This is a genomic window from Sulfurospirillum halorespirans DSM 13726 (assembly GCF_001723605.1).
Lineage (GTDB): Bacteria > Campylobacterota > Campylobacteria > Campylobacterales > Sulfurospirillaceae > Sulfurospirillum > Sulfurospirillum halorespirans.
In genome coordinates this window covers 497,183-521,708 of sequence record NZ_CP017111.1, presented here as the reverse complement: position 1 = coordinate 521,708, position 24,526 = coordinate 497,183, and the positions used below count along the sequence as shown (strand labels likewise).

Genomic DNA, 24,526 nt, shown 5'->3' with positions numbered 1-24,526 from the left:
CAAAGTGGTATGTTTTAAGTAGATTTTTTATCCCTTTTATCAATAGCCTCTTTTGCTCCCGTTGGAAGTTTTTCAAAAAGCGCTTTGACACGTTTTGGCTTTGCAATTTTTTCTTCTACAATAAAATTGATCATTTCAAACATAGCATGCGCTATCTCAGGAGTGTCATCAAGATTTAACTCATTGGGATGAACTGCATTATTTCCAATGACGCGACAATAATCAAGTGCTTGTTGAATCTCTTCTTGTAACCCTTCGGCAACGAGTTTGGCAATATCTTTATCCAATTTTCCTGTATTTGCACCAATGAGTGGCATTAAATTTTGAAGTGCAAGTCTTAGAAGCGCAGATGAAGCTCTTGGCGATAAATCGATAACGCTTAAGGCTTCCATATAGAGAGCTTGTATCTCTTCTGGCATATCTAGATGCGGAGGAATATTGGTTGTCATAACTGGATCAACCATAATCTTTTTATCTACATTCCATATCGAAGTTTTATTACAATGTGTACATGTACACAGTCTATGTGTCTTTATGATATAGCCATTACTTGCTAAAGAAAGCCATATTTGTTTTGCATAAACATTACAATGGGGACAATGAAATTGTTCTGTTTCCAATTCTGGTGGATAATATTTACTCACAATATAACCTTTATCATGCTTATATTTTTTAATCACTTTATTACGAGTAATTATATCTAAAAAGAAAAATAACCTTTACATGTAAAGGCTATTTAATAAACAACGACATATACGAAAGTCTCGCGGTATCAATCAAGAAATCAACCCCTGGGAAATAGGCGATAAAGGTATTGCCGATGCCTCCCCAGATGACCGCAATTGCAATCACACCAATCGTAATGGGCGTAATGCCACTGAGCGTGGGGATCATGGCTCCTTCTTTCTCACACGCGGGGTAAAAGTACATGAGTGCTATGAGCTTGAAGTAGTAGTAGATCGAGATAAACGTGGCGATGATGCCGCATACGGCTAGAAAGGTGTAGCCCGCTTCAATCGCTCCTGTGAAAATGTAGAATTTACCGACAAATCCGATCGTACTTGGAATGCCTGCAAGCGAGAGCATAAAAACACTTAGCATTGCCGCCATATACGGATGCACGTGCGCAAAGCCACGAAAATCCTCGTATGTGACACGCACATGCTCATCGGCGGCAATGTACGAGATGAGTCCAAACGCACCCATCGCAGAGAGAAAATAGGCGACGAGGTAGAAGATAATGGAGGAAGATGCGCTCTCACCTGCGTAGCCAATGGAGACAAAGGCGATGAGTAGGTAGCCCGTGTGAACGATACTTGAAGCGGCAAGCATGCGCTTAAGACTCTCTTGAATGATCGCTAAGAGCGTTCCATACAGCAGGGTCGCTAAAATCACGACGACAAAAAGCGTGTCCCAAATGTCGCGAATCGGGTCAAGATCGATAAGCATCAAACGAAGCACAAAACCAAAAATGGCGACTTTAAAGGTTGCCGCCATAAACGCGGTTACGGGCAGAGGCGAGCCATCATACACGTCAATCGTCCAGTTTTGAAACGGAAATGCGGAGATTTTAAACAAGAACGTCACCAAGATAAACGTCGCACCGATGATTATGAGCGAAACATCTTTGCCCATCTGTACATCGAGCGCTTTTCCAATATCGCCCAAAATGGTTGTGCCAACCCCTGCATACATCAGCGCAGAACCTAAAAGGAAAAATGCCCCTGAAATGGAGCCAAGCACTAAGTATTGGTAGCTTGCTTCGACCCGTTTATCGTGAATTTTTTGAAAGCCGATCATCACGTAAAGAGAAAGCGATGCGATCTCAAGCGCGATAAACGCGGTTAAAAGCTCATTCGCATGAACCAAAAGCATCATGCCAAAAACAGAGAAGAGAAACAGTGAGAAAACCTCTTTTTTAAAGTGACGTTTCGCTTGAAAATAGTGCGTTCCAATGAGGGAAGTTACCAGAGCACCACTCAAAATCAATGCGTCAAAATAGACCGAATAGCTGTCAACAATAAGCATCTTGGAGAAGAGCTCTTGCATCGGAAAAGCGGTGAAAAGCTCCCCAAAGTAGAACAGATCGGCACCCAAAGCTCCCAGTAAAATCAAAAAGGTAAAGAGTGAAAAACGCTCCATCGAAAAACGCTCAACGGGGGAGAGAAGCATCAAAACAACCGCCCCGCCTGCAACAATGATAAGCGGCAAAAGATAACTGAGGTGTGTCCAAAGCATCACTTCACTCCTACATGTAAAATATCGATGAGATAGTGCTGCAAGGTTGGCTCGATTTTATACAAGAAAAGATCGGGGTAAACACCCATCGCGATGATCAGCACCGCTAAAGGAAGCAAGCCTAAAATCTCATACAATGTTAAGTCTTTCATGTTCGAGACATCGTTGTCGCTCTTAACCAAAACCGCTTTTTGAAAGACCCAAAACATGTAACTTGCGGCGACTAAAACGGTGAGTGCGGAGAGCACGCCAAGGTAAGGATTATAATGAAAAATACCCAACACGATCAACAGCTCCGCTACAAAACCGTTTGTTCCAGGAATGCCCACGGTACAAAAGAGCATAATGGCAAAGAAAAGCGTAAACCACGGTGCTTTGGTCGCGATGCCTCCAAGAGCTGAAAGCGAGCGAATGCCTAAGTGCCGCTCCATCACACCAACCAATAAGAAAAGTCCACCCGTAGCGATAGCGTGCGCGACGATCAAAAAGGCACTTCCCATCATGCCTTGCACATTAAGCGCAAAAACACCCGCGGTGATGAATCCTAGGTGCGAAGCGGACGAATAGGCAAACATCTTTTTGATGTTCATTTGACAAATCGCGGCGATGCCAAAATAGACCAATCCAAAAATGCCAAGTGCGACAAAATAGATCGAGAACTCGACAAAGAGGTCGGGGAAAAGGGGCATCATAAAACGAACCAACGCGTACACGCCTAATTTTGCCATGATGGATGAGAGTAAGAAAACGCCACCCGTAGGCGAGTTGGAGTAGGTTTGAAGCAACCATGAGTGAAACGGAAAGAGTGGAATCTTAATCGCAAAAGCGAGCATAAATCCAAAAAAGAGAAAGATTTTTTGCTCACGCGCAATGGTCGTGATATTGACCAAATCTGAGAGTGCGAAGCTCCAAACACCAAATTCATAATAGTGCGCCACACCCAAATAGAGAATGCTCACAAACATAAAGAGCGAACCCATAATGGTGTAAATCGTGATTTTCAGCGTTGAAAAGACGCGATTGCCCGAACCAAACAGACCGATAATCATAAATACGGGCAGTAACATCGCTTCCCAGAAAAAGTAGAATAAAAAGAGATCAAGCGAAAAGAGCGTACCGCTGATGCCCGATTGGATAAAGAGCATGCTGATCCAGTAACTTTTAGAGCGCGCATTGTTCCATAAAAGCAGGTATGCACTCGGAATCAGCGTGGCAATCAGCATCAAAATAATCAGCGAAAAACCATCAATGCCAAGGCTGTACGAGATGCCATAACTCTTGATCCACGGGTAAAATTCTTTAAATTGAAGCGCGCCCGTGAGCTCAAAATGGGTGTAGATGTAAAGTGCCAATGCGAAGATGGTGAGCGAAACGCCAAACGCGGCATTGCGCGTGATGCGCGAAGAAAAAGGTGCTACCATCAACACGAGTGCTACGACCATGGGTAGAAAAATGATGATTGAAAGGATGCCGATATTCATGTTACTCCACCGCCCAAATCAAATAGCATGACGCGACACTGATGCCGAGCATCATAATAAGCGCATAAAAGCGGACATTGGCATTTTGCACCAGTGCGACCACATGCCCTAGTTTGATAAAACCATGGCTCAGCCCCATAATGACGCGATCGACAATGTTGACATCCAATCCCACCGCGATGAATTCGCTGAGTTTTCGAATGGAGCGCACAAACAAAACATCATAAATTTCATCGATATAAAACTTATTGTAGACAATGCCTTTGGCTTCTTTGTGGCTTGAAAGATCGTACCCATAGAATTTTTGATACGCGATGCCAATGCCAAGAAGTGAAATAGCAACATTAAGACCGAGTAAAAGCCACTCGGTTTCATGGCTTACGCTTATCGCTCTCATGCCCCATTCACCAAGCCACGAACCAAGCAGATGGCTTCCGCCTAAAAGTGAAGGTAAGCCCATAAAGCCTGCCAAAAGCGAACCCAAAGCCAGCACAACAAGAGGGGCTTTCATCACCCAAGAGACATCGTGCGGAGGATTTACATGTAAAGCATTTTTACCCTCAAAAACGACAAAAAAGAGTCGGAACATATAGTACGCGGTCAAAACAGCGCTACACACAGCAATACCCCAAATGACGTATTCACCACTTGCAAACGCGACGAGTAAAATCTCATCTTTACTGAAAAAGCCAGCAAAAGGAGGAATCCCGCTGATCGCTAAGGTTGCCATCAGCATCGTGAGGTACACCACCGGTGTGACACGGCGCATTTTGCCCATCTTGAAGATATTTTGCTCATGGTGCAACGCGATGATGACTGCACCTGCGCCCATAAAAAGAAGCGCTTTGAAAAAAGCGTGGGTAAAAACATGAAAAAGCGCGCTACTATACGCACCCAACCCCACGGCGATAAACATATAGCCCAGTTGCGACATCGTTGAATAGGCTAAAATCTTTTTAATATCGCTCTGCTTCGTCGCAATTACCGCGGCAAAAAGCGCACTAAACGCGCCAATGTAGGCAATGAAAAGTCCAATATTTGGAATGAGATCATACAAAAAGGAGAAGCGCGCAACCATGTAAACGCCTGCTGTTACCATCGTTGCGGCATGAATCAGCGCTGAAACAGGCGTTGGGCCTGCCATGGCATCGGGCAACCAGACGTAGAGTGGAATTTGAGCCGATTTGCCCATCGCACCGATAAAGAGCGCAATGCCTACGATTTGGAGTAAGGAAGAAGGCATGGAAACGACTTGGTGCGCAATAGTGGGATAGCTAAACCCTGCATCGCCGCAGTAAAAAAAGAGAATCGCCAATCCTACCAAAAAGCCAAGATCGCCCACACGGTTGACAATGAACGCTTTATTGCCCGCCACAACGTTGGAGTTATCTTGGAAGTAAAAGCTAATGAGCAAATACGAACAAAGCCCTACCCCTTCCCAACCAATAAACATAATGAGCGGCCCATCGGCAAGGACGAGCAGAAGCATCGAACTTAAAAAGAGGTTGAAGTAGAAGAAAAATTTGCCATAGCCTTTGTCATCGCTCATATACGCGGTGGCGTACAGGTGGATCAACCATCCCACAAAGGTGATAAAAAGCACCATAAATAAAGAGAGTTTGTCGCCCAAAAAGCCCATGTAGATTTTGTATTCACCTACACTTAGCCATAAATAGGGCTCAAAATGCAACGCAACACCACTTTTCGCAACCTCTAAAAAGGCAACGAGACCAAAGCAAAAACTCAAAAATGGCGCAAAGAGTGCAGGCAGGGTAAACCATTTTTTAGCCAGAGGTATTTTGGTGATGCTCAGCATATACAAAAGTCCGATCAACACCGAAGAGAGCAGTGGCGCTAAAACAATTCCTGCTAGAAGAGCGCTCATACAGCCTCCTTTTGAGAAAGAGTTCGAAAGATATCCGAATCGAGTGATTTTTTACGACGGTAAAGCACGATAATCAGCGATAAAAACACCCCTGCTTCGGCGGCGGCAATCGCAATGATCAGCATTGCCATCACATGTCCACCCATATCGTGATGGTAGTTACTTAAAGCGACAAACATCAGGTTTACAGCGTTGAGCATCAGCTCAATCGACATGTAAATCACAAAGATATTTTTACGGCTAATGACGCCTAAAAGACCAATGGAAAAAAGTACCATGGCAACAACGATGTAGCCAAAAAGGGTATTGGCGATCATGCTTCGTCCTTTCGACCAAGAACAACGGCACCAATGAGTGCCACAAGGAGTAAAATAGAGATGAGTTCAAACGGCAAGAGCCACTGCGTGAAAAGCTCCATGCCAAGGGGTTTGATCTTCCCAAAATCACTCTCAACCGGGTTTACATGTAAAGGCATTGTGTAAAATGCGCGGAGAATCAAAAAGTTGAACGGTACCAGTGCAATGGAGCCTAAAAAGAGCGTGATATTTTTATTGGGCTCTTTGGGTAAATTCGCCTCTTTGACGTTTAAAAACATGATGATAAAAATAAAAAGTGTCAGAATTGCGCCTGCATAGATGATGATTTGCACCATAAATAAAAACGAAGCACTCAAAAGCGCAAACAACCCTGCGAGTGCTAGAATCGTTAAAATAAGACTCAGTGCACTGTGGACGGGTTGATGAAAAACGACCATTCCAATAGCGCCTAAAATGGCAAAGGAGCCTAGCAGTAAAAAGAGAATATCCATCATTGCTTTTTCTCCTTGTTGGCTAAAAGTTGCTCTTTGGTAAGCACAAAATCTTCGCGTTTTTTACCGATAAAACTAAAAATGCCACTGTCCATGCGAATCGCGTCACACGGACACGCCTCGACACATGCGCCACAAAAGACGCACTCTAAAAGGTCAATATCAAAACGTTTGGGCATCTTCTCATCAACCCCATCTGTGCGTTCTTCTGCTTCGATGAATATACACTCCGCAGGACACGCCGTCGCGCACATAAAACACGCCACACAACGCACACTCTCATCTTCGCGTTTGGTCAGACGATGCACGCCTCGGTAACGTTCACTGATGTCATGGGGTTGCTCTTCGGGATAAAGAATGGTGGGAATATGCGGCTTATCACTGAGATTGGTGATAAAATGCGAAAGCGTCGTTTTCATACCGCCAAAAATGGCAGGAATGTAGAGCTTCTCTTTGAGGGTATTGCCATGACGTTTAACGACTTTGATGCCCATCTACAACCCCTTTACCACGATAATAATCGCGCTGATAACGATGTTGGCAATCGCCAAAGGCATCAGCACTTTCCACCCGAGGGTTTGCAACTGGTCGTAACGAAAACGAGGCAAAGTCCAGCGTACCCAAACAAACACAAAGTTCATAAAAAGCAGTTTGACCGCAAAGGTTGAGACCTGAATGACCGCCGTAGCGACATTCGTAGACGTTGGCGTAAGACCTAGATAAAGCAGTGCTCCAAGCCCTGCAATGACCAGAACATTCAGACCAATCAACCCTTTTTGCAACACCGCACTTTCCGTGTTTCGCACATCGTCTGCTTTATACCAACGGTTATGTTTTTTGATCCAGCGCATCGCATAAAAACTGCCCAGAGGAAGGGCTAGTATGATAAAACCTAACGCGTACGGCATCGTGGTTTGAAGCGTTTGGGTATTGAGGTACGGCAGATGGTAGCCACCCAAAAAGAGGGTTACGATCAATGCAGAAGAGGCGCTCATTGCGACATATTCACCCACGAAAAAGAGTCCAAAACGCATCGCGCTGTATTCAGTATGATAGCCTCCGACGATTTCGCTCTCGCCCTCCGCTAAATCAAACGGCGTACGATTGGCTTCTGCAAACGCGGTTACGATAAAAATAAGCGCGGCAAGAGGTTGCACCACAATGCCCCACGCGGGAATAAAACCCAAAAAAAGCTCACCTTGATATGCCACAATGTCGCCCAAATGAATGGAGCCATAGGTAATGAGCAGTGAAACCACCGAAAGTCCCATCGCCGCTTCGTAGCTGATGACCTGCGCACCTGCACGCATAGCGCCCAAAAGGGAGTATTTGCTTCGACTCGCCCAGCCACCAAGCATAATGCCATAAACGCTCAATCCCGCTAACGCTAAAAACCAAAGAATGCCCAGATCCGTCGGCAAACCTTGCATGGTGAAACGCTCGCCGTTGATGATCAGATCATCGGCAAAGGGCATCACCATAAAGCTTAAAAACGCGGAGACAAAGACGATGACGGGTGCCAAAGAGAAGAAGAAACTCTCTTGAATTGCTTTGGGTTGGAAATCCTCTTTGAAGGCCAATTTGAGCATATCGGCTAAGGATTGTACCAATCCACCGAGGCGAATACCGTTAATATGACAACGATTGGGGCCTAAACGATCTTGAATGAGTCCCGCCACACGACGTTCCACCCAGACTAAAATAGGCGCTAAACCAAGCGAAAAAAGCAGTGCTAAAACGACGTTGAGGATAACAACAAAAGCGCTAAGCGTGCTCATAGCGCGATCTTTGGTGTGGTTTTCAGTGACTCAAAGCTTACGCCTTTTAGCACCTCGTAAAAGAAGAGTTCGGCGTCCCAAACCTCTTTACATGTAAAGATCGTATCGCCTAAAATGGCAGCCAAAAGCGTTAGCAGTGTTTTGTGTCCGTGCTCGCTTTGAATGGCACAGGCGCTGTACTGAATGTAGCCGTCCACATTGATAAAACTGCCCTCGCGTCTGGTGTGTGAAGCGATGGGAAGGACGAGTTCCACCTCTTTACATGTAACCTCACAGTTGGAGCAGAGAATCACGGTATTGCGCGTGTAGCCACTTTCTTGAATCATGTGTGCATCACTGCGTCCGATAAGCACAACCAGTTCTGCCTTTTCAAGCGCTGTTTCCAAACCCTCTTTGCTCGTATCAATCCCTAAAAGCGGTAGTGCTCTGGCGTTAGCAGAGCGATCATTGCATTTTAAAAAATCATCGCCAAACGTGGCATCGTATCGCTCAGGCTCGTAAGCATTCAACGTTATTTCATAGAGCTTTGAGAGCTTTTGCACCCTCACCATCTCTTCTAAAGAGAGGTTTGAAGAGAGCAGAAACAGCGTTTTACCCAAGTGGCGCTTTAAAAGGCGCAGGAGTTTTCCCTCGGCGTATTCGTATTCGCTCATTTTGCCACGAATGAGGGCATGAAATGCTTGGTTTTCATTCTCTTTGGTGTAGCTAAGCCTTCCTGCATCGCAGATAAAATAGCCATTGATTGTCTCATTGAGGCGTGGTCGGTAACGATACACCATCTCATCTTTATACTTCTCTTTATGGTGATCAACAAAAATAGAACAGCCTCTGCCGCAATGATCGCAGATCGCCTCTTTGGTGTTTAAAAACCAGACCCGTTGTTGAAAGCGAAAATCTTTGCTGGTGAGTGCGCCCACAGGGCAAAGATCGACCACATTCATCGCATAAGGGTTGGTCAGTTTAGCCCCTGGGAAGGTGCTAATAACCGAATGATCGGCACGGGAGAGGACGCCTAGTTCATTGGTTTTGGTAATATTTTTGGTGAAACGCACACAGCGCGTACAGAGCACGCAACGCTCTTGATCGAGTACGACATTTGCCCCAAGATCGACATGCTTTTCGCCTCTGACTTTGGGTGTGCTTAAACGACTCTCATAGAGTCCTACATCCATATAATAGTTTTGAAGGGAACACTCGCCTGCTTGATCGCAGATAGGACAGTCAATGGGGTGATTGATGAGTTCAAGCTCTAAAATGGAGCGTTTGACGCGGTCGATGTTGGCACCTTTGGTGCGGACGATCATGCCCTCAATGATAGGCGTATCACAGGCGATTTGGGGGCGTTTTTGCCCTTCGATTTCGACCATACACATACGACAATTGCCATCTTTTCCAAGGGCTGGGTGGTAACAAAAATGGGGAATATTGATCTTGTGAACGAGCAGTTCTTCAATTAATAAAGCACCCTCTTTAACCTCTAATACCGTGCCATCAACCATAATATGCGCCATAAAATTGCTATCCTCGTTTGGATGAAGTATTCCAATTCTAGCGAGCGTCAACTTTAAAGGAGCTGTCGCATCCAATTTACTAAAAATTTACCCAAGTGATGTTAAACTCCATACACTTTTTTTAGAAGGAGACTTTATGTTCTCGTCTCGATTTTTTAAGTGGCTTATCATCGAAATAATCGCGGTTGTTGGCATTGGGGCGTATGTGTTGATTGACTCGCACGATGTGTATCAATGGTGGGTGGGCGATACCCATTTTGTGCAGAGCAGTGACACGTGTGATTTACATGTAAGCGCTTGTGACGTGACACTGAAAGATGGCTCCATGCTCTCTTTAGAGATAATACCCAAAGAGATTCCGCTGATGAAGCCCTTGCAGTTTAAGGTCACCTCCACGGTTGATCTGCCCTCCCTCGAGATCAAACTTTTTGCGACCAATATGAACATGGGACTCCATACGATTAAACTCAACCAAACCTCCCAAGACGTTTATGAAGGAGAGGGAATGCTGCCTACCTGCGTGGTTGGCAACATGATCTGGCAAGCCAATGTTATCCTGAACCAAACCGCCCAAAGTCAAGGCGCTATTTTTACCTTTAAAACGGATAAATAAAAGCACCAAAGGTGCGTGGGCACTCTGCCCAAGTGTACTCAGTGTTAACGTAGTTTTTAAAGCTTTGCTTTAAAAACGTGTCAAGAGTTCTGAAAGAACGCTATTTAATTAATTACGTTACGAAAAGTAATGAATCGTGATTAGGAATGTTTCTTGCATAAGGATGTGTGACAAAGTGATTGTTTTTTTCGTTATACTTAATACTTAACAATTTTAAAAGGAGTAACCGTCATGTCCATTACTCAAAAAGGCGATGAGCTCTGTTTTGATGAAAATCTTTTTATTGTCTCTAAAACCGATCTTAAGGGCAGAATTACCTATGCCAATGATCTTTTCATCGAGATTTCTGGTTTTAAAGAGAGCGAACTCATCGGAGCTGCCCACAACGTCTTACGCCATCCCGATATGCCCAAAGCGATTTTCAAACTTCTGTGGGAGCGTGTTCAAGCGGGCAAAGAGGTTTTTGCGTATGTGAAAAATCGCACGAAAAACAATCAATATTACTGGGTACATGCCTACATTACACCCATTATTGACACGAACACCAATCAGCTGATTGGCTACCACTCCGTGCGTCGTGCGCCCAGTCAAAAAGGGCTTGATGTCATTATCCCTCTTTACCAAAAAATGCTCAACGCCGAAAGACAAGGTGGCATATCTGCCTCCAATACCGTCTTAGAAAATACGCTATCTCAACTAAAGGTCAGCTATGATGCCTTCATCCTCTCGTATGAATAGATCGTCTCTTGCAAAAATCCAAGATGCCAACCTCATTTCACTGGTCATTTTTTTTATTGCCTTTTGCTTGGAAGTCACCTTTAATGGCCTGCACTGGATTCAAATCCTCAACCTTAGCAATTTTGCACTGGGCTGGTTTATGTTTATCAATATCCGAAAGGTACAAAAAACCATTCATGCACTTGCAAACATTGTCAAAGAGAGCGAGCACGGTAATCTACACGGACGCATTGTAAATGTTCAAGATGGCGGAGAACTTAAACTGCTCTGCTCCAATATGAACTCTCTTTTGGATAATTTTGAGCTCGTTACCAAAGAGATTAAATCGACCATTTTAGCGGCGTCCAAAGAGGATTTTAGCCGTAAAATTCTCCAAAAAGGAATGCACGGCGAGTTTAAAGAGCAGACCAACATGGTCAATCAATCGGTGCATGCGATGCAGCAAACGCACGAATTTATCGCACGCAACACGCTCAATGCTGAACTGGCGCAAATCAGCAGTGGCTCAAATGACTTCTCAACCGTTCAGTCCAATCTGACCATCATTGTGGAGCGTCTCAAAGATATTGCACACGATGGCGAGATTTACGCGGATGAGACCAAAGGAAGCTACCAAAATCTACGTGACACCATCACCAAGATCACCTCCTTGGTCGAATTTGTCAACCAAAATGAGCAGAGTATTGGCGTTCTGGCACAGCGAACGCGCGATATCAGCAATGTGGTCGATATGATCAATGACATCGCCGATAAAACCAATCTGCTTGCGCTCAATGCCGCCATTGAAGCGGCGCGCGCAGGTGAACACGGACGTGGTTTTGCCGTGGTCGCTGATGAAGTGCGAAAACTAGCCGAAACCACCCAAAAAGCAACCGCGGAGATCGCTGTGTCGATTAAGATGCTGCAACAAGAGACCGCAGGGCTTGAGACCAATGCCGATGCGATGAAAGAAAATGCCGATGCTTCTACCAAAACGCTGGATAACCTCAGTACGACGTTTGACAGCCTGATTGATCATTCCAACACAACCGCCACGAACATCAATACCATTCAGCAGACGATTTTTATCACCTTAGCGAAGATGAACCACGCAATCTTTAAGTCCAACGCCTACAGTGCTGTGTATGTCAATGACAAAGACGCATCGTTCCAAAACCATGAAACCTGTAGCTTGGGTGAGTGGTACCATCACGATGGGGCGAAGATTTTTGGCGATACGCAAAGCTTCAAAGCGCTTTATGCGCCACACCAAAATTTCCACACCCATGTGCTCGAAGTGGCAAAACTGATTCATTCCACCTCTTCAAACCTTTTGGAGGAGAAAGAGCAGATTGTGCACTACTTTAAAGAGGTGGAAAAAGAGAGTAAAGTGCTCTTTAAAACCCTTGATGAGATGGTTGCAGAGAAAAACACTCATGCCTAAAGCATCTTTACATGTAAGCATCTTTGACTTACATGTAAACGCTTTTTTTTAAGCCTCATACTCCACAGCTACCTCTGAAATGCTGGGCAATTTAATTGTAAAAAGTGCCCCAATTTCTGTGTTTTTAACGGTAATAATGCCACCCATGTTATTTTCAATAATCATCTTCGTCATATAAAGCCCGATGCCGGTACCTTGTTTTGCATACTTGGTGGTAAAGTACGGCTCAAAAATGCGTTCCATTTGCTCACGTGCGATGCCGCCACCATTATCTTCGATCACGATCAAAATGTATTTGTACCCTTTTTTGAGATTCAAACGAATAAATGGATTGCTGATTTCACGCTCACTTAAGACATCTTTGGCGTTGGAGAGAATGTTTAAAAGTGCTTGAGCAAACTCATTGGGATAGCCCAGCACCTCCATCTTTTCGGAAATATCGAACGAAAATTCGATGCCGTGGTACTTAAGGGATGCTTGCAAAATCGCGATAGAACGCTCACACGCTTCGCTGATCTCAAAAACCTCTTTCTCTTTGGAAGGTTTAAAAAAGTTTTGAAAATCACTGATCGTGCCTGACATGTAACCATTAATTTTCATACACTGCTGAATGGAGGCGAGCATATACGCATCATCCAGATCGTTAAAGTCGTGTTTCACTTGAATGTTCATCAAAAGCGCACTCAGTTCCCCCAAAGGTTGTCTCCATTGATGCGCGATATTGCCGATCATTTCACCCATACTCGCCAATTTACTCTGCTGAATCAGCAGTTTTTCTTGCTCGGTACTCTTTGAAATTTCCTCATTGATCTTCGATTCTAGATTATCGATCATTGTATTGACCACATCTTTAAGCAGTTGCAATTCAGGCGCTTGTGCTTTAGAATGAAGACGAGAGGAGAGTTTTCCCAGTTTAAGATCATTGACCACACTGATCGCATCTTCAATAAAAAGAATATCTTGCGCAATCGTTGCCGAGGCTTTTGCGATGTTACGGTTGAGCAGTTTAGACATATCTTCAAGCTCATCGCGGCTGTTAAGCTCAATGGGTTTGGGCTGTATCGTTTTGGTCTCTAAATAACCAAAAAAGTCTTTGAGCCCCTCTTGAAGTTTTAAGATGGAAGAGACAATGTGGCTGGAGAGCAGATAGCCTGCCACAAAGACCAATGTGGAGAGCAGAAGAACGAGAATGGCGAGTTCATATTTGAGTGCACGTGCGCTGGTTTGAATGTCTGAAAAATTTTGCTCTGTTTGATTCACTGCGTCATGTTGGAGTGCTTTGAGGCGATTTAGAAGGGCGTAGTAATGTTCTCGCTCAATCGAATTCACATGCACAAACGCACCCTCTTCAAAACGTGCGCCAAGGTAACCACACGTCTTTTCCACACTGTTTGCATAGGCCTTCCACGAAGCGTAGGTTTGCGCATCCAGTTTGCTAAAATTCTCTTCCAGACGCTTGCGTTGCTTCACAATGTCAATTTCAATATTTTTACGATAATCCTCATTGGGCGACATCACCAACGAGAGGCTCATCTCACGCAAAACGTTAGTCGGCTCGATGTAATTCTCTTGCAGATGCTGCGTACTACGCGAATTCTCAAAAATCATGGTTGCATTGCTGATGTTTTCTTTAGAGAGCGCAAAGGTACGCTCTGAGAGGATGAGCATCCCGATGAAGGAGAAGCTAAAAAGCAATAAGAGTTTGTATTTGATAGGGATTTTTTTCATGGGAGTCGCTTTGGTAAAAGAGGATTTTGAAGCACTAAAGGATAAGGTTTATCACCCCTCACCGACCAGTGTTGATCGGTAATCTTCGCTTTCCAAAACGGTTGCATACCGATGCCAAGTGGTTCAAAAACCAGCTCTTTATTCATCGCAAAAACGGCATTGGGAATCGGAACAAACAGCATATACGCCTCCTCACACGCTCGATCTTGAATCTTTTGGGTCAGTGTTTGAAACAGCACATCTTCTTGTTCAAGCCCAAAAAATGCCTCAATATAGTCTTTCATCAAAGCATCATGATGGACAAAACTCCAAGGATTGTTCTCTTGGTAGCGAATAAAAATCGGCCAAGGGTGTCTGCCATACCAATCTTGGGTATTTTGAATCAAAAGATCCCACTCTTGAATGCTTTTATGATTTTTTTGCGTTAAGTCGTAAATCTCTTTCTCACTCGTCGTAATCGTGTAGTGAAACTTCACGCCATACATCGAGAGTTGATACTCAATCCCTTTCCATAAAAACAGCAGTGAATCTTGGGTAGCGACATTGAGTTCCAACCCCTTTAACGTACGCTCCACCATTTCCGCGTCCAAAGGGCACGCTTTAAGTGCCGCAGGGTTAAGTCTACCCTCTTTTTTGTAGGTAAAATCGAGCAAGCTTTGTTGATTCAAGGCACAATTCAGCGCTTGGCGCACCTCTTTGCGCGCGATGGGGGAGTAGTGTTTGAGCAAATTAAAGTAGATCGTAAAGTTATGGGAGGAAGGCATCGAGACCAGTTTGGCATAAGGAGAGAGCATCGTTTCGATTTTTTTATTGAAAGAAATCTGCATAAAATCAAGCCCGCCATCCGTAAACAAGGCTAACCGAAGCGCTTCAGAGGTTGAAAGCTCCGTAAAAAAAGTAATCGTTTCAATGGAAGGATACTCTTTCTCCCAATAGTAAGGATTGGCTTTGAGAATCGCTTTTGGGGTCTGTTTGCGCCCTGTAATCATCCCTTCGACCAAAATATAAGGTCCCAGTCCATAGGGACCTGATGCCTTGATATTCGCCCCTGTCTCAGCACCTCCCCACCCAAAGGTGTTGAGATACGCTTCGGAGTAGATGTAGATGCGCGCAAGGTCGCGGTAGAGCATCCCATAAGGCTCGCTAAGGTGCAGACGGATTTTGTACTCTGAGACTTTTTCGACCCGTTTAAGGGCGTTGTGAATATTGGTATAGTTAAACGGTTGTTTTAAAAAGTAGCTAAAATTGTGCATGATCGAGTCGGCATTAAATGGGGTTCCATCTTGAAAACGAACCCCTTGGCGCAGTTCAAACTCATACAAAAGCGGTGAAAGTTTGGTGCTTTTGATCGCTAAAGCATACTCCCAACCTTGATCGTTTTCTGCCAGTCTCACTAAGCCTTCATTGACCAAGCGCGAGACATAATTGTATGGCATAGAGGGTAAAAAAACTTTGATATGAGAGCGTGGATCTCTTACATGTAAAACACGTTCTTGACTCGAATCTTCATGGTAAAACGTCTGCTCTTCTGCTAAAAGAGTCCCATAAAAAAGGTTTAAAAGCAACAGTAAAAAAGAGCTAAACCTCAAAACTGTATCCCGTTTGAGAGTGGTTTTTGATAAAACTATTGGGCAGCTTTTTCCGCAGGGATTTGACTAAGGTGCGAAGAGCGGCTATGCTCATAAACTCCTCTTTCCAGACATTGACTTCAATCTCTTCGTAACTGACCACCATCCCTTTTTTGCGCAGCAGCAGCTCTAAAAAATCCGCCTCTTTATGGGTCAGTTCGGTCTCTTTACCATCATCGTACACAATGCGCCTGTTTTTAAAGTCAAATTTGCAATTTTTACATTCAAGAAAAAGGGAACGACCTGATTCAATTTCGGTCACGCACAACTTAAGAGCGCCTAAGAGTTCATCCAGTGCAACGGGTTTGATCAGGTATTTTTCGATCTTAAGCTCAATGGCACTGAGCAGATACTCTTTATCGGTATGCGCGGTAATCATTACAATGGGGGTTTTTTTGTCACACTTGCGAATCTCTTTGACCATATAAAGCCCATCTTTTTTGGGCATACGAAGATCGGTCAGAATGATGTCGGGACGTTGTTCGTAGTAAAGATCAAGCGCCTCTTCGCCATCTCGCGCCTCAAGCACCTCTTTGAGATAGTACGAAAGCGTGTTCGCCATGGGCTTTCGAATTCCCTCTTCATCCTCGGCGTACAGCATGCGCAAAGATTTGAGTTTTTCCAGCCAAAGTTCCATCTACTATCCTTTGAAATGATGTTACATGTAAAGATTTTAGCCTATTTTATCTTTGGAGCGTATGAGATTCCTTCGCCTTTGCAGGCGAAGGAAGGCAAACCTACTTATAGTTTTGCAGATACTTCATAATCGAATACTTCTCATCTTTCGAAAGTGCGGCTTGTTCACCCATCGCTTCAAGAATGCTTGGCCATACATTGGCATCAAACTCATTCTCAGCATGAAGGGCATGGCAGGTACCACATTTGGCGCTAAAAAGATCTTTACCCGCTTGTAAAATACTCCCTTTATCTTTGCCAAGTGCGCTGGTGACAACAAAGCCTTTGACTGTCACATGCGACCAAACAGTGCCATATTCATCTGTTTTTTCACCGATGATTTTAACCGCACTGGCTTTTGCCGTCTCGAATCCAACGATCAGTACCCCCGTTTTTTCATACACAACGCCACTGTCTTTAGGCTGATAGCCTGTAAATTCAACTTCGGTATACTCTCCGCTTTTTGAGAGCTCTTTTACCTCAGCCGAGACGATCAATTCGCCCAAAGCCTCTTTGGCACTCGCATCGGAAAACAGAGGGCTATTTTTGCTCATAAACGACCCGCCCGCCCCAAAAAGGAGCGACGTGAGGCAGAGCATTCCAAGTATCTTTCTAAACAACATAAATTACATTCCTTTCATCACAGGGGCTTTAAAGATGCCAATGGCAGGTATTTCCCCTTTGAATTTTTCAATCTCAACCAGCGCTGTGGCTTGATTGCCTTGGGCAAGTTCTGAGGTTGGAACATCGGCGATAAGGACATTGACATCACCATGCACACACAATGAACCAATTTTGCCTGGCTCTTTAGGATCATACCAAGCGCCCTCTTGCATACGTACAACGCCTTCCATCACGGCTTCAGTCACGACAGCACCTCCAAGCACTTGTCCGCGTTTGTTAAAGATGCGCACGACATCGCCATTTTGAATGCCTCGTTTGGCGGCATCTTTAGGGTGCATCCAGATAGGCTCTCTGCCTTGAACCTCTTCAAGATCACGAAGCCATGTGTTATTGAGCTGTGAGTGAAGGCGGTATTTTGGGTGTGGAGAGACAAGATTGAGTGGGAACTCTTTTGCCACGGAACTGCCAAGCCACTCCATCGGCTCAAACCATGTTGGATGCCCTTTGCACTCTTTGTACCCGTATCCTGCAATTTTTTTCGAGAAAATCTCGATTTTACCGGATGGCGTTCCCAAACGGTTGGTCACAGGATTGTCTCTAAAGGTTTTGTACTTGATGAAATTTTTAGCCGCTTCAGGTGTCTCAAACTTCACAAAACCTTTCTCCCAAAATTCATCAAAAGCAGGCATCGCAACGCCAGATTTTTTTGCTTTGTTGTAAGACTCATCGTAAAACGATTTGATCCACTCCATTTTACTTTTACCCTCAGTAAATGCTAACACTTCTGCGGCACTAAAACGTCGTAGGATGTTCACAAAAATGTCAAAATCATCCATCGCTTCACCGACGGGTTCGACCGCTTTTTTCATCGCAAAGATGTAGCTGTTGGTGTGTGATTTGGTGATGTCATTGCGCTCTTGCTCTGTGGTTGCAGGAAGGACGATGTCTGCCATACGCGCCGTTGCTGTCCAGAAGCACTCGTTCACCACAAAGGTCTCAAATTTTTGCCACGCTTTGATCATACGGTTACGATCTTGGTGGTGATGGAAAGGATTTCCACCCGCCCAATACGCCATTTTCAAATCAGGATAGGTGAGTTTTTTACCATCAAACAAAATCTCACGACCAGGATTTTCCAAACATTCAACGATACGCGAAACAGGAATCACAGGAATTTTACGTTGTTTCCAAGGTCCATCCACTTTGCTGTTGACACTAATGCCTGTTAATCCTGGAGATGCCGCAGGAGCATCCGCACTTGCTGCAGCGCCTTGGCTACCATTGCCCATTTTGACATCGCTTAAAGGATTGCCAGTCGCAGCTGCAGGGGCAGGAACACCACCATCTGAGTAGTGATACGCACATCCAAATCCTCCACCAGCAAGTCCGATCTGACCGAGCATACTCGCAAGAGTTATCAGCATCCAGTGAGGTTGCTCCCCATGGTGCGCTCTTTGGAATCCCCAACCACCCATGAGCATCGTACGTTTTGAGGCAAACTCTTTAGCAAGCATTTTAATCACGCTTGCCTCCACACCACAAATTTTAGCCGCCCACTCAGGTGTTTTGATAACTTTATCCTCACCCTCACCTAAAAGATAGGCTTTGAACTCCGCAAAACCGCTGGTGTATTTTTCCACAAACTCTTTGCTGTAGAGGTTTTCACTGTACAGATAGTGTGCCATACCGAGCATCATCGCAACGTCGGTCGTTGGACGCACTTTGATGTGTTCTGCTCCAAAATACATCGCCGTGTTGTTATAGACTGGATCGATGCAGTAGAACTTGATATTGCGTTTTTTAGCCTCAGCTTTGAGCTGTTTCATATACTCATACGATTGATGATCGGGCACACCCCACGCAATTTGGTTGGTGTTGATAGGATCGCTGCTCCAAAAAACGATACATTCAGAGTTGGCAATCAGATTTGGATACGCGGTTTGTTGGTTACTTGACTCATCGCCACCCGTTACATAAGGGGTGATCGCACGAATCGCATGGGTTGAGTAAGTTAGCGTACGTGACGTGTAGCCACCTGCAACGCCTAACATTCTGCCGACCAACGCTTGTGGGTTGTTGAGACTTCCTACACAAAACCAACCGTAACTTCCCCCAAAGACAGCATCAGGACCATAACTTTTATAGACACGTTTGAGCTCATCGGCGATCAAATCAAAGGCTTTTTCCCATGAAACACGGACATATTTGTCTGAGCCACGTTTGCTTTTATCGCTTTTGTACCCATGTTTCAAATACCCCTCACGAACGCATGGGTATAAGATACGATCTTGCGCATAGGTACGCGCAGGAAGCCCTTGAATCAAGGTGCTAGGATAGCTGTCACCTTCAAATGCTTCCACACTTTCAAAGCGACCGTTGCGTACTTTGGTCTTAACCGCACCAAAGTGTGAGGCACTCACACCATCAACGCCATCTTGCAAAATAGAATCTCCCACCAAAGGAATCGCTGTAGCACTTACCGTTGCTACAGCAACACCTGCCGCAGCACCGCCTACTTTTAAAAACGATCTTCTGTCCATCTTCTTTGTCATTGTGTTCTCCTTAGATTGAACGATTTTTCATACTGGAAACATGCAAACCTTAAATAAAAATTACATTTATTGTGTAGTTTTTATTTTTATAAATGAAGCTTAACGAAATAAAATGAGGAATTAATGAGTGTTAAATCATTTTTATAACCGCAAAATAAGAGCTCTTTTAAAGCCCTAAAGCGTTATGATAAAATCAAAAAGAGCCTGCATGGATTCAACGTCACTGACCCATAAACCTATCCCATTGCTTTTGCGTCAACTTGCCATTCCTTCGAGTCTTGGGATGCTTTTTAACACCTTGTACAACATCGTTGACACCTACTATGCGGGGCTTATCTCCACCGAAGCACTCGCAGCACTCTCCGCCTCTTCGTTTCTCTTTTTTTTCATCATTGGGATGGCGTACGGTGGCACGAGTGCTTTAACCGCACTCATTGGGCATGCGTATGGAAAACAGCACTTCTTTCTTGCAAGCATTATCGCTAAAAAAGGAGTTGCGCTGGTGGTAACTGTGGGCATTTTTTTGGGGCTTTTAGGGTTTTGTTTTGCCTCGGAGCTGCTCACATGGATCGGAACGGAGGAGCGTTACCACGCGCTTGCGCTTAGTTACATCGAGGTGATTTTACTGGGCACCTCTTTTTTCTTTGCCAATTTTGCGCTCAACAGTGTTCTGTATGCAACGGGCGATACGAAGAGTTATCGCAACACCCTTATTTTTGGCTTTTTTGCCAATATTGCATTCAACCCTCTTTTCATTTACGGTTGGGGATTTATTCCTGCGATGGGCATCGGTGGCATTGCGTTTGCTACGGTTTTAGTCCAAGTGATTAACGCAGGGTATCTGCTGTATAAAAGTCTTAAAACTGGGCTGATCGGCTTTACATGTAAAGCGCATTTTTACCCAGATCGTCGCATCTACAAAACGTTTTTCACCCAAGCAATGCCACCAGGGCTCAATATGCTGATGATGTCCTTTGGCTCACTGATCGCCCTTCATTTTGTCACCTTGTATGGCTACCAAGCGGTTGCGGGATATGGCATCGGGTTTCGTGTGGAGCAGTTGATGTTATTGCCCTCTCTTGGCATTAGCAGTGCGGTGCTGAGTCTTGTGTCCAATAACATGGGCGCAGGCAAATTTGAACGGGTGCGTCAAACGCTTTTTTATGCGCTTGTTTATGGCTACACACTCAGTTTCATCGGCATGGGCGTTTTGTGGTTTAGCGGAGAGTGGTTGGTCTCGCAGTTTGACCCAAGCGTGGAAGTGATACGTTCTGGCACAACTTACATCTATGTGATGCTCTTTCTCTTTTTCGGTTACGTGACCCATTTTTCGTGTGTCGCCACCTTGCAAGGCATCAAAAAACCTGCGATGATTTTCTACGTCGGATTCTTCCGCCAAATCTTAGCGCCTAGCATTGTGTTCACTCTGTGTGTGAACTATTGGGAGCTCTCCTTTGTCTGGATGTGGATAGGTCTTGGAGGCATTGTGTACAGTTCTGCTCTGTTTTTACTCGTTTACACCTACCGTCAACTGCCTCATCGACCGATCGCAAGGGCGTAGAGAATCATGCCCTGCGTGTCTAAAAACGCCATCACCTCTTCATCATAATACGCCCCAATACCACTGCACCCAAAGCCCATGTATTCACTCATCACATACATACGATGCCCGATAATTCCTGCTTTTTGCACCATTGCTTGGTAGTTTTTATCCTCGTTCCCTACTAAAAAGAAGGTAACACCGCTCTCTTCGCCTAAGGCTTGCTCCAAGCAAAGGTACCCTGCTTTGCGTGCAAAATCACCGCTTTGCAGATAAATACCCTCCTTCCAAACGCCCTGCTCCATTCCCTCCACACGGTTGATGATCGCATAGATTTCCACCACGGCATCGCAATCACTCGCAATGGGCTGGGTTATAAAATCCATAACAGCTAAAAACTCCTCTTTGGAGAGAGGCTTTTGGGCAAAGTCACGAATGGAGCGACGCTTCCAAATCGCTTGCATGAAACGCTCTTTATCCACGTTAAACGCAGGCATTGTTGTCGTTTGCTGCTTAGGCAAAAGTGCACACGTGGATTCATACACCGCTTCCACACGCGCATTGGCTTCAAAAAATCCTGTGCCATTGACATACGGCAAGCTTAGCATTGGCGCTTTACATGTAAGCGTTTCATCTTCTTCGCCAACGATGGCTGAGGAGAGAAAAAACTCCTCTTGCGTGAATCCAAAAAGCGTGTTTAAACCCTTTTTATCCATCGTGTAAAGAATGCAATATGACTTTGCACTCAGCAGACACGAAGCCTCAAGTGTGCCTATCATGTGCCCCGTGTCGTGCAAACAGTAGCGAAATGCACGATCTTTGTACTTCCATGAAGAGCGATAGTACAAGGTTGAAAAAAGAAAGACAAACCCTTTGATTTTCTTTACATGTAAAAAGCTCTCAACGCCTTCATCCTCAGGCAACGGGTACAGCAATACAAGCGACGTTTCATAAGGACAGAGATGGTAAATGCCATTTTCAAAGCCTTCCATACCTCGTATCTGCACATAGATTTCGGTCGGGTACAGTGCCCCAGCACTGGGATTGGTGCGCAGAGCATACGTCACACCTGGGTAACTTTTTTGTGCGGTGATACCGCCAATCAAATAAAAAAAGCGGTGATCGGGACTCTTTTTATCAAGCGGAATGCGCGTAAACGTTTCAGGGTAAATTTTAAATTGTTTGGGTGGATGATCCCAGTCAATGCTGTGAGACTTAGTGCGCACAGAGCTGTATGAGTGCATCGTTTGGGCATGGTAAGACAACATCGTGACTCCTTTGTGCTATCCTACAGTGTCCTCTCTCTAGAACGCTTTACATGTAAGGTTTAATCTTACATGTAAAGCACCCTTAAAAATTTGTTTGTATACAATAGAATTATTACCAAACTAATTTTACAAAAAGAAGCACCAAAGGTGCGTGGGCACTCTGCCGAAGAGAACCCAGTGTTAACGTAGTCTTTAGAGCTTTGCTTTAAAGACGTGTCAAGAGTTCTTGCAGAACTCTAATATACCAAAGGAGCTCACTATGCACTACATTACTACCAATCAAAATATCCCGATTCCATCCATGCTTTATGGCACCGCATGGAAAAAAGAGCGCACAGCAGATTTAGTCGCCTTAGCACTTGAAAGCGGTTTTAGAGGCATTGATACGGCGTGCCAACCTAAGCATTATGAAGAAGCACTCGTCGGCGAAGGGTGTGCTCGTTTTTACTCCCAAGGAGGCAAGCGAGAAGAGCTTTTTCTTCAAACCAAATTCACACCACTGAACGCTCATGACTCCCAAAGGGTGCCCTACGACTCACATGCCTCGTTGGAAGAGCAGATTCTCACATCGTGTCATGTCTCCAAGCAAAATTTGCAAACAGACTATTTGGACTCTTTTTTATTGCATTCACCCCTTTTTCCTTATGTGAATTTACTCAAAGCTTGGAAAGTCTTTGAATCGCTGTTTGACAAAGGGGATGTCCGCCATATCGGCATTAGCAACTGTTACGATCCTTCGTTGCTGCACAAACTCTTTGAAGATGCACGCATTAAACCCTCCATCGTTCAAAACCGTTTTTACGCAGACGTTCATTACGATACAACGCTTCGTGCGTGGGCAAACGAAAAAGGGATGATTTATCAGAGTTTTTGGACGCTGAGTGCCAATCCACACATTTTACATTCGCTCATTCTTCAAGAAATTGCCCAAAATTACAGCAAAAGTGCTGCGCAAATTTTCTACCGTTATGTGATGCACCAAGGTATTATCCCCCTCAATGGCACAACCTCCGCGCAGCATATGAAAGAGGATTTAAGTATCTGTGAGTTTACGCTCAGCCCTCTTGAAATAGCGCGCATTGATGCGCTACTGGTGTGATCTTTTTCTGGCTTTTGAGAGGGTGATCATCACAACCGCGCTGATAATCAACACCGTTGCAATTAACGCTTTCACACTTAGCACTTCATCGGCAAAAAAGTATCCTAAAAAAAGTGCGACCATCGGATTGACAAAGGCATAGGTTGAGGCAAGATAGGGTGAGACATTTTTTAAGAGCCAGACATAGGCACTAAAGCCCACCAAAGAGCCGATAAAAATCAAATACGCCAAAGCAAACAACGAGCGCGAAGAGAGCGTTTCTATATGAAACTGTTGCCATTCGCCAAAGAGCGTGGCAGTGATCATTAAAACCAAGCCACCGCTAAGCATCTGCATGGCAGTTGAGAGCATCACCGAAGTTGGCAAGGTTGCTTTTTGAGAATAGATAGAACCGAATGACCATAAAATAGCCGCTAAGAATGTCAACAATAGCCCAAATGTATCAAAGTGAAGATGCTCTTGATCCGAGGGAAACATCAAAATCACCACACCGATAAAGCCGATGAGAGTTCCTATAAGCGTACTTTTGTTGGGTCTTGTTTGACTTTTCAGTAGCCAAGCGATCACTATCATCCACAAAGGCACCGTTGCAATCACAATAGCGGCAATCGAAGAAGGAATTGTTTTTTCAGCAATCACGACAAGCCCATTACCACCCAAAAGCAACAACGTGCCAATGATTGTGGTATCTCTCCACTCAATAAGCTTGGGATGCTTTTTCTCTTTCACCACGACAAAACCATACAAAAGTGCCCCTGCGATAAGGAAGCGAATCCCCGCCATTAAAAAAGGTGGAAAAGTTTCGATGGCAATTTTAATCCCCAAATAGGTACTGCCCCAGACAATGTACACACTTAGCAATGCCACGACAGTCATAATGGTTTTTTTGTATTCTATCGCTAGATTTTCGTTTACATGTAAAGCATTCATGCTTATT

General features: G+C 44.6%; 21 protein-coding genes. 5 read left to right on the top strand and 16 right to left on the bottom strand.

Annotation, left to right across the window (positions count from 1 at the left end; genetic code table 11):
• Positions 1-14: 14 nt before the first annotated feature.
• The 9 genes from SHALO_RS02585 to SHALO_RS02545 form a co-directional block, all read right to left on the bottom strand.
• Positions 15-464, bottom strand: a complete 450-nt coding sequence (locus SHALO_RS02585; protein WP_084010672.1) for a DUF4145 domain-containing protein — start codon at positions 462-464, stop codon at positions 15-17.
• A 268-nt stretch (positions 465-732) separates the two neighbouring features.
• Entirely contained in the window at positions 733-2,238 is a 1,506-nt protein-coding gene (locus SHALO_RS02580; protein WP_069477242.1) for an NADH-quinone oxidoreductase subunit N, read from the bottom strand.
• Positions 2,238-3,719 (bottom strand): complex I subunit 4 family protein, encoded by a 1,482-nt coding sequence (locus tag SHALO_RS02575; RefSeq protein ID WP_069477241.1) that lies wholly within the window; start codon positions 3,717-3,719, stop codon positions 2,238-2,240. The genes SHALO_RS02580 and SHALO_RS02575 overlap by 1 nt, the downstream gene beginning before the upstream one ends.
• A gap of 1 nt (position 3,720) precedes the next feature.
• Complete coding sequence (nuoL, locus tag SHALO_RS02570) at positions 3,721-5,604, bottom strand: NADH-quinone oxidoreductase subunit L (RefSeq protein ID WP_069477240.1); 1,884 nt, start codon at positions 5,602-5,604, stop codon at positions 3,721-3,723.
• Positions 5,601-5,921, bottom strand: coding sequence for an NADH-quinone oxidoreductase subunit NuoK (nuoK, locus tag SHALO_RS02565; RefSeq protein ID WP_069477239.1), 321 nt, complete (start codon positions 5,919-5,921; stop codon positions 5,601-5,603). Before nuoK ends, nuoL begins: the two co-directional genes overlap by 4 nt.
• A complete protein-coding gene (locus SHALO_RS02560) occupies positions 5,918-6,415 on the bottom strand; it encodes an NADH-quinone oxidoreductase subunit J family protein (protein ID WP_069477238.1) in 498 nt (165 codons plus the stop codon). Before SHALO_RS02560 ends, nuoK begins: the two co-directional genes overlap by 4 nt.
• Positions 6,412-6,906 (bottom strand): NuoI/complex I 23 kDa subunit family protein, encoded by a 495-nt coding sequence (locus SHALO_RS02555; RefSeq protein ID WP_069477237.1) that lies wholly within the window; start codon positions 6,904-6,906, stop codon positions 6,412-6,414. Before SHALO_RS02555 ends, SHALO_RS02560 begins: the two co-directional genes overlap by 4 nt.
• Positions 6,907-8,190: a complex I subunit 1/NuoH family protein gene (locus SHALO_RS02550; RefSeq protein ID WP_069477236.1), complete on the bottom strand. Its 1,284-nt coding sequence runs from the start codon at positions 8,188-8,190 to the stop codon at positions 6,907-6,909.
• Positions 8,187-9,701 (bottom strand): NADH-quinone oxidoreductase subunit G, encoded by a 1,515-nt coding sequence (locus SHALO_RS02545; RefSeq protein WP_069477235.1) that lies wholly within the window; start codon positions 9,699-9,701, stop codon positions 8,187-8,189. The genes SHALO_RS02550 and SHALO_RS02545 overlap by 4 nt, the downstream gene beginning before the upstream one ends.
• A gap of 136 nt (positions 9,702-9,837) precedes the next feature.
• Here SHALO_RS02545 and SHALO_RS02540 point away from each other — a divergent pair, with 136 nt between their 5' ends.
• From SHALO_RS02540 to SHALO_RS02530, 3 genes are all read left to right on the top strand, one after another.
• On the top strand, positions 9,838-10,314 hold the full coding sequence (locus tag SHALO_RS02540) for a hypothetical protein (protein ID WP_069477234.1): 477 nt from the start codon (positions 9,838-9,840) through the stop codon (positions 10,312-10,314).
• Between the two features lie 231 nt (positions 10,315-10,545).
• Positions 10,546-11,052 carry a PAS domain-containing protein gene (locus SHALO_RS02535; RefSeq protein WP_025343691.1) on the top strand — a complete coding sequence of 169 codons (507 nt, stop codon included), beginning with the start codon at positions 10,546-10,548 and terminating at the stop codon, positions 11,050-11,052.
• On the top strand, positions 11,024-12,475 hold the full coding sequence (locus SHALO_RS02530) for a methyl-accepting chemotaxis protein (RefSeq protein ID WP_069477233.1): 1,452 nt from the start codon (positions 11,024-11,026) through the stop codon (positions 12,473-12,475). Before SHALO_RS02535 ends, SHALO_RS02530 begins: the two co-directional genes overlap by 29 nt.
• A 48-nt stretch (positions 12,476-12,523) precedes the next feature.
• Here the strand turns inward: SHALO_RS02530 and SHALO_RS02525 are convergent, their stop codons facing one another.
• The 5 genes from SHALO_RS02525 to torA form a co-directional block, all read right to left on the bottom strand.
• On the bottom strand, positions 12,524-14,203 hold the full coding sequence (locus SHALO_RS02525) for an ATP-binding protein (RefSeq protein WP_069477232.1): 1,680 nt from the start codon (positions 14,201-14,203) through the stop codon (positions 12,524-12,526).
• Positions 14,200-15,792 (bottom strand): ABC transporter substrate-binding protein, encoded by a 1,593-nt coding sequence (locus tag SHALO_RS02520; protein ID WP_069477231.1) that lies wholly within the window; start codon positions 15,790-15,792, stop codon positions 14,200-14,202. Before SHALO_RS02520 ends, SHALO_RS02525 begins: the two co-directional genes overlap by 4 nt.
• A complete protein-coding gene (locus SHALO_RS02515) occupies positions 15,782-16,468 on the bottom strand; it encodes a response regulator transcription factor (RefSeq protein WP_069477230.1) in 687 nt (228 codons plus the stop codon). Before SHALO_RS02515 ends, SHALO_RS02520 begins: the two co-directional genes overlap by 11 nt.
• A 100-nt stretch (positions 16,469-16,568) precedes the next feature.
• Positions 16,569-17,129 (bottom strand): hypothetical protein, encoded by a 561-nt coding sequence (locus SHALO_RS02510; protein WP_069477229.1) that lies wholly within the window; start codon positions 17,127-17,129, stop codon positions 16,569-16,571.
• Between the two features lie 3 nt (positions 17,130-17,132).
• On the bottom strand, positions 17,133-19,682 hold the full coding sequence (torA, locus tag SHALO_RS02505) for a trimethylamine-N-oxide reductase TorA (RefSeq protein ID WP_084010670.1): 2,550 nt from the start codon (positions 19,680-19,682) through the stop codon (positions 17,133-17,135).
• Between the two features lie 208 nt (positions 19,683-19,890).
• Here torA and SHALO_RS02500 point away from each other — a divergent pair, with 208 nt between their 5' ends.
• A complete protein-coding gene (locus tag SHALO_RS02500) occupies positions 19,891-21,243 on the top strand; it encodes an MATE family efflux transporter (RefSeq protein WP_069477228.1) in 1,353 nt (450 codons plus the stop codon).
• Here the strand turns inward: SHALO_RS02500 and SHALO_RS02495 are convergent.
• Positions 21,219-22,490, bottom strand: coding sequence for a SagB family peptide dehydrogenase (locus tag SHALO_RS02495; RefSeq protein ID WP_069477227.1), 1,272 nt, complete (start codon positions 22,488-22,490; stop codon positions 21,219-21,221). The two genes, SHALO_RS02500 and SHALO_RS02495, sit on opposite strands and share 25 nt — an antisense overlap.
• A gap of 259 nt (positions 22,491-22,749) precedes the next feature.
• Here SHALO_RS02495 and SHALO_RS02490 point away from each other — a divergent pair, with 259 nt between their 5' ends.
• Entirely contained in the window at positions 22,750-23,589 is an 840-nt protein-coding gene (locus SHALO_RS02490) for an aldo/keto reductase family protein (RefSeq protein ID WP_069477226.1), read from the top strand.
• On the opposite strand, the gene yedA is transcribed toward SHALO_RS02490, so the two are convergent.
• Positions 23,578-24,519 (bottom strand): drug/metabolite exporter YedA, encoded by a 942-nt coding sequence (gene yedA / locus SHALO_RS02485; protein ID WP_084010668.1) that lies wholly within the window; start codon positions 24,517-24,519, stop codon positions 23,578-23,580. The genes SHALO_RS02490 and yedA overlap by 12 nt on opposite strands.
• Positions 24,520-24,526 lie beyond the last annotated feature (7 nt).

Bases quoted from the DNA above. Each gene is read 5' to 3' on its own strand.
- SHALO_RS02585 (WP_084010672.1), bottom strand. From the start codon at position 464: ATGGTTGATCCAGTTATGACAACCAATATTCCTCCGCATCTAGATATG.
- SHALO_RS02580 (WP_069477242.1), bottom strand. From the start codon at position 2,238: ATGCTTTGGACACACCTCAGTTATCTTTTGCCGCTTATCATTGTTGCA.
- SHALO_RS02575 (WP_069477241.1), bottom strand. From the start codon at position 3,719: ATGAATATCGGCATCCTTTCAATCATCATTTTTCTACCCATGGTCGTA.
- nuoL (WP_069477240.1), bottom strand. From the start codon at position 5,604: ATGAGCGCTCTTCTAGCAGGAATTGTTTTAGCGCCACTGCTCTCTTCG.
- nuoK (WP_069477239.1), bottom strand. From the start codon at position 5,921: ATGATCGCCAATACCCTTTTTGGCTACATCGTTGTTGCCATGGTACTT.
- SHALO_RS02560 (WP_069477238.1), bottom strand. From the start codon at position 6,415: ATGATGGATATTCTCTTTTTACTGCTAGGCTCCTTTGCCATTTTAGGC.
- SHALO_RS02555 (WP_069477237.1), bottom strand. From the start codon at position 6,906: ATGGGCATCAAAGTCGTTAAACGTCATGGCAATACCCTCAAAGAGAAG.
- SHALO_RS02550 (WP_069477236.1), bottom strand. From the start codon at position 8,190: ATGAGCACGCTTAGCGCTTTTGTTGTTATCCTCAACGTCGTTTTAGCA.
- SHALO_RS02545 (WP_069477235.1), bottom strand. From the start codon at position 9,701: ATGGCGCATATTATGGTTGATGGCACGGTATTAGAGGTTAAAGAGGGT.
- SHALO_RS02540 (WP_069477234.1), top strand. From the start codon at position 9,838: ATGTTCTCGTCTCGATTTTTTAAGTGGCTTATCATCGAAATAATCGCG.
- SHALO_RS02535 (WP_025343691.1), top strand. From the start codon at position 10,546: ATGTCCATTACTCAAAAAGGCGATGAGCTCTGTTTTGATGAAAATCTT.
- SHALO_RS02530 (WP_069477233.1), top strand. From the start codon at position 11,024: ATGATGCCTTCATCCTCTCGTATGAATAGATCGTCTCTTGCAAAAATC.
- SHALO_RS02525 (WP_069477232.1), bottom strand. From the start codon at position 14,203: ATGAAAAAAATCCCTATCAAATACAAACTCTTATTGCTTTTTAGCTTC.
- SHALO_RS02515 (WP_069477230.1), bottom strand. From the start codon at position 16,468: ATGGAACTTTGGCTGGAAAAACTCAAATCTTTGCGCATGCTGTACGCC.
- SHALO_RS02510 (WP_069477229.1), bottom strand. From the start codon at position 17,129: ATGTTGTTTAGAAAGATACTTGGAATGCTCTGCCTCACGTCGCTCCTT.
- torA (WP_084010670.1), bottom strand. From the start codon at position 19,682: ATGACAAAGAAGATGGACAGAAGATCGTTTTTAAAAGTAGGCGGTGCT.
- SHALO_RS02500 (WP_069477228.1), top strand. From the start codon at position 19,891: ATGGATTCAACGTCACTGACCCATAAACCTATCCCATTGCTTTTGCGT.
- SHALO_RS02495 (WP_069477227.1), bottom strand. From the start codon at position 22,490: ATGTTGTCTTACCATGCCCAAACGATGCACTCATACAGCTCTGTGCGC.
- SHALO_RS02490 (WP_069477226.1), top strand. From the start codon at position 22,750: ATGCACTACATTACTACCAATCAAAATATCCCGATTCCATCCATGCTT.
- yedA (WP_084010668.1), bottom strand. From the start codon at position 24,519: ATGAATGCTTTACATGTAAACGAAAATCTAGCGATAGAATACAAAAAA.